Here is an 8,675-nt window from a genome sequence, read left to right on the forward strand (position 1 = left end):
ATTCTGCCGGAATCCCATCGCCCAGTTCCTCACCACCGACTCATTCGCACCCAGTTCGGGCAGGGCCGCGTCGAGCCTCGACGCACGAACTGGCAGCACAGGTAGAAGATCTTCGCGGGTGGCTCGTTGATGCCGAACTCCTCGCGTAGGTCGACCGGCTCTTGGGATTCGAACCCTGTGCCGATCTCTGCCCCGAATGCGGCTCCGGTGATCCACGGGCGTTCTGCGAACGTATATGCGTTGTTGAAAACCTCGCAGTCACAGCAGCAGGCACCCATGCTTCCCAAACGTTCCATCAGCGCAGTGGCCCGAGGAGCTGTTCGGTCCCGAAAGGTCAGGGCGAAGCGACGTGTTCCGTCGCAGCCGAATTCTCCGAGCTGGCGAAAGACGTAGCAGACCAAGCATTCGCCTTCCCGCGGTGTGAGGATGCGAGCTGAGGCTGCGTCGACGATCGTTCTGACTTCTGATTCCATCGTGTCTTTGTCCATGCGGCAACGATTCCAGACGGCACTGACATAAACTGATGTCAAAGTCGACCTCTGGACTATATACGTACTATTCGTACTGATGAGGAACCTGAACGCTCGTGTGCGCATAGAATCGAGCCCATGAGCATTCTTGTCATCGGTGAGGCTCTCATCGACATCGTCAGCTCGGCCGGATCATCAGATCGCTATGCTCCCGGCGGGGCGCCGGCGAATGTCGCCCTCGGCCTGGGACGCCTCGGCGCCGATGTCGAGCTGCTCACCGATGTCGGAGATGACTTCCACGGTGGGTTCCTTCTGGCTCATCTGCGGGAGTCGCACGTCCGTGTGCACGCCCGCCCGACTGGTTCGACCTCGACGGCACGAGCTCTGCTGTCGGCGGACGGCTCTGCCGAATACGAGTTCTCACTGCGCTGGGCCCCCGATGCATCGCTGGTCGGCAGCGGCGACTGGGCGGCAATTCATGTCGGTTCGATCGCGGCGTTTCTCACCCCCGGTGCCGCTGCGGTCGATTCTCTTCTCCAGCGCGGACGAGACTCCTCAGCACTGCTGAGCTTCGACCCCAATATCCGGGCCTCCATCATCGGCGACCATGAGCAGGCGCTGGCTCGGTTCGAGTCTCTCGCTGCACGTGTCGATGTCGTCAAGCTCAGTGATGTCGATGCGGACTGGCTCTATCCCGGACAGAGTGCCGATGCTCAGGTGGGTCGGATCCTTCGTCTCGGGGCCAAACAGGTCGCACTCACCTGCGGGTCGGAGGGCTCGATCCTCTCGACCGCCTCGGCCAGGGTGAGGGTTCCGGCAGGAGCAGTGAAGGTCAGGGACACGATCGGTGCCGGAGATACCTTCATGTCATCTCTGGTGCACGATCTGCAGAGCACAGGCACCCGATTCGAGGACATGGATGAGGTCATGCTCACCGACCTCGGCGAGAATGCCTCACGCCGGGCGGCCATCACCGTCGGTCGTGCTGGAGCGGACCTCCCCTGGGCCGGCGAAGAAGGCGCCTAGCTGCTCGAGGGCGATTCGGTGACCGTTCCGACTGCCATCGATCATGTCGGTGCCGACGAACGACACCACCTGGTTCACGATCGTCACCAACGTCCCCGCGGGGACGTCAGTGAAGGACCAGGTGACCATCCCTGTGACGAGAAGATCGTCCCCACGCCACACTGTGTCGGTGTGAACGGCAAAGTCCTCCACTTCGACGTGAATGTAGTCGATGGCCGCACCGTACTCGAGCGCTTCGGGGCTCCCACACCGATATTCCGCACGGCCTCCGGTTCGGAAGTCATCGCGGTCGCAGACGACCCTTTCGCCGGCTGGGGCACTCCACTGCTGCCTGGCTTCGGTGTCGGCGAAGGCTTCCCAGACGTCCCCGCGGGGACATGCGATCTCCGTGCTCAGTCGAATGGTGTCGGTCGTGGGGTACATTGCAGCCTCACTCACCGGAGAAGACGATTCGATTGCCGTCGGGGTCAGCGATCGGCAGAATCCGCTGACCACCGCCCGGCTGTGGTCCACCGTGGTCGATACCAGCAGCAGCCAGCTGCTCAGCAAGTGCATCGAGGTCCGACTCCCCGATGACCGCGGTCGAGTATCCGGCACGCTGCGGCTCGGTCCAGACCTGAACTCCGAACTCGCTTCCGAAGTGCCATTCGAGCAGTCCCGGCATTGGAGTGGCGTCGGGGCCGCGCTCGAAGACCTTCGAGTACCAGTCGTGCGCCTGGCCCTGATCAGTGACGGTGATGCTGGCCATCAGTCCGGTGAACATGATCGCTCCTTTGAGATCGATGAGTCGATTCAATATGCAAAGCAATTGCATTCTGCAACTACTCACCCTATAGAAGCACACGACCTCGGCTCGGACAAGGCCTTCTTCGCACTCACATTCCAGATGGCGTCAGTGAGAATCAGCCCCAGGCGAGGAATGCGAAGGTCAGAAGATCGATCACATCTTTCCGAGTGCAGCCTCATACTCGGCCTGCAGACGCTCCGAAGCCCGTGGCCGAGGAGATTCAGGAAGGGCAACGCCGAGGTGGGCCTCCCGCAGTTCGTCCATGAGATCGTCGACCAGCTCGGGCGACTCAGCGAGAATGCGGGCCCTCACTGTCAGTTCGCGAGAGGTCGGGCGGTGGTTCATTCCCCAGGCGCCGAGCGCGACCATGACCGGCACCACCTGGATCCCCGCCTCAGTGAGGGAATAGGCGGCCTTTTGGCCGCGAACCGCGTCTGCCCGGGTCAGCAGGCCTTCGTCGACCAGCTTCTTCAGGCGACTGGAGAGCATATTCGACGCGATTGACTCGTCGTTGAGAGTGAGGAGCTCGCGGAAATGGCGGCGATTGCCGAATACGATGTCGCGGAGCACGATGAGGCTCCAGGAATCACCGAGGACTTCGACGGCTGCGTTGATCGCGCAGCCCGAGCGCGGTTCGCTTCGCAATTCTTCCTCCCAAGTAGTTGCAATCGGCAATCACTACATCCTACGCTTGACTCACTCATCGCTGACTATCACATCGGAGTGATCATGGTTCGAGTACGTGTACACAGTCAATTCGTCTCACTGGACGGCTACTCCGCCGGTGACTATGTGACGTTCGACGAGCCGATCGGCGGTGCCCGAGCACTCTTCGGCTGGTTCGACGGTCAAGGAATCGAAGGGATCGGCGGCGTCGATGGGCCCGTCACTCTTGATCGCGCGCTGTTCGCAATGTGGGGACAGGGCATCGGCGCCGAGATCATGGGTCGTAAGAAGTTCGGGCCGCAGGAGGGGCCGTGGCCCGATGATGGGTGGCGCGGCTGGTGGGGCGAGGAACCGCCGTTCAAGACTCCGTGCTTCGTCCTCACTCACCACCCGAGGGAGGCGATGGAGTTTTCCAACGGGACGAGCTTCCATTTCGTCGATGACACCCCTGAGGCTGTCCTGGACCAGGCGATCGATGCCGCGAACGGTCGCGACGTACGCATCGGGGGTGGCCCGTCGACCATTCGCCAGTTCCTCGCCGCTGACCTCATCGACTTCATGGCTGTGGCGATCGTTCCGATCACGTTGGGCACGGGTGTTTCGCTGTGGGAAGGCATCAGCGGCATCGAGGACCGCTTCACGATCGAGACGATCGGCTCGTCGAGTGGACTGACCCACCAGCTCTGGAACAGGAAAGATCGAGGATGAAGACGTCGTGAGCGTGACAATGGGGAGATCGAAGGCTGAGTTCGATCTCCCCATGTGTGTGTCGCGAAATATGTGTGTCGCGAAGTCCTACTTCACAGCCTCGGCGATCGGGGTGTCACCGTCGTAGAAGTTCACGGTCTCTCGCTTCGCGGCATCGTTGGCGATGACATGGGTCATCACATCGGCGACGAGTTCACGTGAGGTCACTCGCGTGTCATCGTCCGGGGTCGTGCCGTCGACGTCACCGGCGCCATCGGCCAGCAGCACGCTGCCCTTCGACGGCTCCGAGGTCAGACCGCCGGGCCCGAGGATCGTGTAGTTCAGGGAGCTTGCACGCAGGTGCTCATCTGCTCCGTGCTTCGCTTCAACGTAAGGGTAGAACGAGCTCTCCGGATCGACACGGTCGAGGTCGACGCCCGCACTGGCATAGGACACGATGACGTAGCGATCGACTCCCGCTTGCGCGCTGGCGTCGATGGAGCGTTTCGCTGCCTCAAGATCCACAGCGCGGGTCCGGTCAGGATTGCCACCGCCGGCGCCTGCCGAGAAGACCACGGCCTTTGCTCCGGTGAAGAGCTCCGCGAGCTTGCCGGTATCGGCCGATTCGATGTCGAGGACAACGGCGTTCGCGCCCGCAGCCTCCACCTCGGCGGTCTGATCCGGATTGCGGATGACGGAATCCACCGAGTATCCGGCTTCCTTCAGCTTCGGTGCGGCCATGAGGGCGATCTTTCCGTGGCCTCCGAGAATGACTACGCGGTCTGCATCAGACATGTACTTCTCCTTCGTCGGTGTGCTGGTGGCGCTGACACTGGGCACAGCTCCAAATGGCTGCGATTTATTCCACAACGGGTATTCTCATTGCCATGTCCAGGCCCCCGAATACCGCCGCTGCACTGCGTGCGATGGATAGTGGGCGAAGTGTCGTCGTGGGAACATCTCCCCGGAAACTAGTCATCATTCTGTCCGTAGCGCTCGTGACCGGTGCAGTGCTCGTCGTTCTCGCGTTCCTCATCGTCACGAGCAGTCTTGATCAGAAAGTCAGTTGGATGCTCTTCGCATTCAATCCGCGAATGTGGGCGATCGCCATCGGCCTCATCGGCTGCCTCGTCGTGGCTCCGATCGTCGTGGCCGTTCGCCTCCGCCGGGCAGATGCGCTCGTGGTCTCAGGTGCCGGTCTCATAGAGTCCCACCGCGGGGTGGTTCTGCCGGCGACGTTTGTGTCGTGGAATGAGATCGAACGGATCTCCCTCGACACGGCCACCCCGAGACCGGGACCCAAATACGTCGTCTACTACCTGACTCGAGGCTCTGTCGAGCGACGTGGCCACACAGGTCCCTTCGCTCGACGAATCATGCTCCGCACCGGCCTTGAGCTCTCACACCGGCAGCTGTTCGAACTCCTATCAGCGGCGCACACGCGGTATGCGAGGCAGATCCGGTGATGCCTGAATCTTTCAGGCACAGTCAGTCTGCCTTCACCTCCGGCGAACAAAGTCCTCTAACGTAGACAGCATGCTTCGACGCCTTGCCGCCCGCGCCTTCTGGAAATTCAGCCGCTGGAAGCTGGTCACCCAGCCCGCTCCGAACCGGCCGACTGTACTCATCGGTGCCCCTCACACATCCAATTGGGACTTCGTCCTCATGCTCTCGATCGCCTGGACTCAGCGAATCGAGGTGCATTGGCTGGGCAAGCACAGCCTGTTCAAGGGGTGGCGCAATCCGATCATGCGCGGGCTCGGCGGCATTCCCGTCGACCGTTCCGATCCCAGCCGCATTGTCGCCGAGGTGATCGAACGTGTCCACGCCGGTGAGGTCTTCGGCCTGGTCGTCACCCCTGATGGAACCCGCGGTGGCCACACCCACTGGAAGTCAGGTTTCTACCGAATCGCCCAGAAGACCGGCATGCCGGTCACACTCGGCTACGTCGATCGGACCACGATGACCACCGGGCTCGGGCCCACGATCGACATCAGTGGTGACATCTCTGCCGACATGGATCGAGTCCGTGCCTTCTACGCCGATAAGTCAGGCATACGGCCCGAAAAACAGGTCGTGCCGCGGCTGCGGGAGGAAACCGAACTCGATGGATGACCTGCGTGTACCCGCCGGTCCGGGGATTCCTCAGGGCCTTGTGGTGCCATCGAGTGAACTGATGGAACAGTTCTCACGGTCGTCAGGTCCCGGTGGACAGCATGTCAACACCTCAGATTCCCGGGTGCAGCTGAGCGTGGACTTGGGGTCGACCACCGTGCTCAGCGAGTCGCAGCGCGATCGTGTGCTTCAGCGACTTGCGACGCGGCTTTCGGGCACTGTGCTCACGGTCAGTTCCGAACAGCAGCGCTCTCAGCTGCGCAACCGCAATGCCGCACGAGAACGGCTGGCCGAATTGCTGCGCGAAGCACTCGCCCCACCCGTGGAACGTCGGACGACGAAGCCGTCGAGGAACTCCCGCCGTCGACGCGTTCGAGCGGAGAGCCTGCGCTCCGAGATCAAACGCAATCGCAGACGACCGAGGCTCGACTGAGGTACGCGCCTGAACCGGCCGCGAGCAGCAGACAAACCCTCAGTGCCGCATGACATGGTTGGCAACGAGGAGCACAATGGGCCATATGAACAGCATTGAGATTCTCACCGATTTGGCTCAGCGCCCTGTCGACGCAGCCAAGCGCCTGCCTGCCCTCACCGCCGAACAGCTCAACTCCCACCCTGGCGACCATCCCAATTCGATTGCATGGCTCCTCTGGCACAGCGGACGCGAGGTCGATGTCCAGCTCTCTGACCTCACCGGTGACGAGCAGATGTGGGAGCAGTTCCGTGAAGGCTTCGGGTTGGGAGAATCTGGTGATGCAGTCGGTCTCGGGCACACGCCGGAGCAGGCGGCTGGGATCAAGGTCGATGATCAGCAGCTGCTCGTCGACTATGTGGAAGCCACGCTCAGCGCGCTGGGTCGCTACGTCGGCGAACTCTCAGAGACCGACCTCAGCGAAGTGATCGACGAGAACTGGACTCCCCCGGTCACTCGCGGAGTACGGCTAGCTTCGATCATCGACGACGCTGCTGTTCACGTCGGTCAGGCCGCCTACGCTGCAGGAGCTCTCAACCATTCACATTGAATACTGAGGAAGTTCAAACGAAACGCTGACGTTGGTATACTGGCAGACAGCACCGACTGAACTTCAATCCGTCTGCGCAATGACGCAATGACGAAAGGCACACTTGATGAGTCCCGTCCTCCTGATGGTGATCGGTCTCGCGATCCTGGCACTCGGATACCTTGTGTATTCCAAGTACCTCGCGAAACGCGTCTATCGCCTGAATGACGAATTCCGCACACCCTCTCACGAACTCACAGACGGGGTCGACTACGTCCCGACGAACAAATTCATCCTCTGGGGCCACCACTTCACTTCGGTTGCAGGCGCCGCACCCATCGTCGGTCCGGCTGTCGCGCTGATCTGGGGCTGGGTACCCGCGTTCCTCTGGGTCACACTCGGCACTGTCTTCTTCGCCGGTATGCACGACTTCGGTGCGCTATGGGCGTCGGTTCGAAACAAGGGCCAGTCAATCGGCGCGTTGTCCGGCCGCTACATCGGCAAACGCGGCGCTGGCCTGTTCCTGATCGTGATCTTCATCCTACTGCTCATGGTGATCGCAGCATTTGCCGTTGTCATCACCGGACTGCTCATCTCCACTCCGACCGCGGTCATTCCGACTTGGGGCGCGATCGGCGTCGCTCTGCTCGTCGGCGTGGCCGTATACCGTCTGCGCATGCCGTTGGTGGCGGTGACAGTCGTCGGCGTCATCGCTCTCTACGGTCTCATCGTCCTCGGCGATGCTGTACCCGTCGTCCTGCCGGAGACCTTCCTCGGCATGACGCCGACCGTCTTCTGGATCCTGACGCTGTTCATCTACGGAGCGTTCGCGTCACTGCTTCCGGTGTGGGTGCTTCTGCAGCCGCGCGACTACATCAACGGTGTGCAGCTGTTCATCGGCCTCATCCTCCTATACGGAGCTGTGGTCGTCGGCATGTTCGTCGCCGACGGTGCCCACGACATCGTGACCCCTGCCATCAACATGAATGTTCCGGAGGGCACCCCCAGCATCGTGCCTCTGCTATTCGTCACAATCGCCTGTGGCGCTATCTCAGGTTTCCACGGCATGGTCTCCTCCGGAACCAGCTCCAAGCAGCTGGACAAGGAGACCGATTCCCGATTCGTCGGTTACTTCGGTGCAGTTGGTGAGGGCCTACTAGCATTGGGAACGATCATCGCGATCTCCGCCGGACTTCGCACAGTTGCCGAGTGGCAAGAGCTTTACAGCAAGTTCGGTGAAGCCGGTGTGCAGTCGTTCGTCCAGGGCGGCGGCATGCTCATGGAATCCGGTCTGGGCCTGCCTGCGTCATTGAGCACCACCGTTCTCGCCACGATGGCAGTGCTGTTTGCCGCAACCTCGCTCGACACCGGGTTCCGTCTGATGAGATTCGTCGTTCAAGAGATGGGCGAACGCGTCAACCTCAGGATCGGCAAATACACGGCGACAGGAGTCGTCGTCGTGCTGGGCATGGGCCTCACATTCTCACAGGGACTGGGAGGAGAAGGCGGCCTGCGCATCTGGCCGCTCTTCGGTACGACCAATCAGCTGATGGCATCGTTGACGTTGATGATCCTCGCGGTCATGCTCATCCGAAAGCGGCGCAACCCGTGGCCGGCGCTCATACCGTTGGCCATCGTATTCGTCATGTCGTTCTGGGCCGCGATCGACCAGCTCTTCAGCTTCGCGACCCCGGGAAGCGCGGACTGGCTGCTCTTCGCGATCGACTGCATCATCATCGTCAGCAGCGTGTTCGTAGCGATCGAAGGCATCAGAGCGATCATCCGAGCTCGATCGGAGCCGCCGGAGCCCGAGGACGCCGACGAGAAGATCGAAGCCGTACGCGAAGAGGTCTGATCATTGCCCGATGAAAGCGGTATGTACGCGGCCCAGCGTTGGACGAGTGAGTTCGCCCAGCGCTGGGC

At 61.5% G+C, this 8,675-nt stretch carries 12 protein-coding genes; 7 read left to right on the plus strand and 5 right to left on the minus strand.

Translation table 11 applies throughout. The features are described 5' to 3' along the window. Positions 1-29 precede the first annotated feature (29 nt). The gene (locus ACE03M_RS11105) at positions 30-488 is read right to left on the minus strand and encodes a DUF2695 domain-containing protein (RefSeq protein ID WP_186292978.1); all 459 of its coding nucleotides are present in this window, start codon (positions 486-488) and stop codon (positions 30-32) included. A gap of 120 nt (positions 489-608) precedes the next feature. Here ACE03M_RS11105 and ACE03M_RS11110 point away from each other — a divergent pair, with 120 nt between their 5' ends. Further along, positions 609-1,496 (plus strand): carbohydrate kinase family protein, encoded by an 888-nt coding sequence (locus tag ACE03M_RS11110; protein WP_485933985.1) that lies wholly within the window; start codon positions 609-611, stop codon positions 1,494-1,496. Here the strand turns inward: ACE03M_RS11110 and ACE03M_RS11115 are convergent. The 3 genes from ACE03M_RS11115 to ACE03M_RS11125 form a co-directional block, all read right to left on the minus strand. Then, positions 1,425-1,919: an SRPBCC domain-containing protein gene (locus ACE03M_RS11115; RefSeq protein WP_485933986.1), complete on the minus strand. Its 495-nt coding sequence runs from the start codon at positions 1,917-1,919 to the stop codon at positions 1,425-1,427. The genes ACE03M_RS11110 and ACE03M_RS11115 overlap by 72 nt on opposite strands. Before the next feature lie 7 nt (positions 1,920-1,926). Further along, a complete protein-coding gene (locus ACE03M_RS11120) occupies positions 1,927-2,259 on the minus strand; it encodes a VOC family protein (protein WP_143921302.1) in 333 nt (110 codons plus the stop codon). Positions 2,260-2,436: 177 nt separating this feature from the next. Beyond that, positions 2,437-2,958 (minus strand): winged helix-turn-helix transcriptional regulator, encoded by a 522-nt coding sequence (locus tag ACE03M_RS11125; protein ID WP_485933987.1) that lies wholly within the window; start codon positions 2,956-2,958, stop codon positions 2,437-2,439. A 54-nt stretch (positions 2,959-3,012) separates the two neighbouring features. Between ACE03M_RS11125 and ACE03M_RS11130 the strand changes: the two genes are divergently transcribed. Continuing rightward, the gene (locus tag ACE03M_RS11130) at positions 3,013-3,657 is read left to right on the plus strand and encodes a dihydrofolate reductase family protein (protein WP_485933988.1); all 645 of its coding nucleotides are present in this window, start codon (positions 3,013-3,015) and stop codon (positions 3,655-3,657) included. A gap of 87 nt (positions 3,658-3,744) precedes the next feature. On the opposite strand, the gene ACE03M_RS11135 is transcribed toward ACE03M_RS11130, so the two are convergent. Beyond that, complete coding sequence (locus ACE03M_RS11135) at positions 3,745-4,431, minus strand: SDR family oxidoreductase (protein WP_485933989.1); 687 nt, start codon at positions 4,429-4,431, stop codon at positions 3,745-3,747. A 92-nt stretch (positions 4,432-4,523) separates the two neighbouring features. Here ACE03M_RS11135 and ACE03M_RS11140 point away from each other — a divergent pair, with 92 nt between their 5' ends. From ACE03M_RS11140 to ACE03M_RS11160, 5 genes are all read left to right on the plus strand, one after another. Next, entirely contained in the window at positions 4,524-5,102 is a 579-nt protein-coding gene (locus ACE03M_RS11140) for a hypothetical protein (protein WP_485933990.1), read from the plus strand. Positions 5,103-5,172: 70 nt separating this feature from the next. Continuing rightward, the gene (locus ACE03M_RS11145; protein ID WP_485933991.1) at positions 5,173-5,751 is read left to right on the plus strand and encodes a 1-acyl-sn-glycerol-3-phosphate acyltransferase; all 579 of its coding nucleotides are present in this window, start codon (positions 5,173-5,175) and stop codon (positions 5,749-5,751) included. Further along, positions 5,744-6,184, plus strand: a complete 441-nt coding sequence (gene arfB / locus ACE03M_RS11150) for an alternative ribosome rescue aminoacyl-tRNA hydrolase ArfB (protein ID WP_143921297.1) — start codon at positions 5,744-5,746, stop codon at positions 6,182-6,184. The genes ACE03M_RS11145 and arfB overlap by 8 nt, the downstream gene beginning before the upstream one ends. Positions 6,185-6,269: 85 nt before the next feature. Then, on the plus strand, positions 6,270-6,773 hold the full coding sequence (locus tag ACE03M_RS11155; protein WP_143921296.1) for a mycothiol transferase: 504 nt from the start codon (positions 6,270-6,272) through the stop codon (positions 6,771-6,773). Positions 6,774-6,879: 106 nt separating this feature from the next. After that, positions 6,880-8,607 (plus strand): carbon starvation CstA family protein, encoded by a 1,728-nt coding sequence (locus tag ACE03M_RS11160; RefSeq protein ID WP_143921295.1) that lies wholly within the window; start codon positions 6,880-6,882, stop codon positions 8,605-8,607. The last annotated feature ends 68 nt before the right edge of the window (positions 8,608-8,675 follow it).

The organism is Brevibacterium sp. AGC70 (assembly GCF_057334195.1).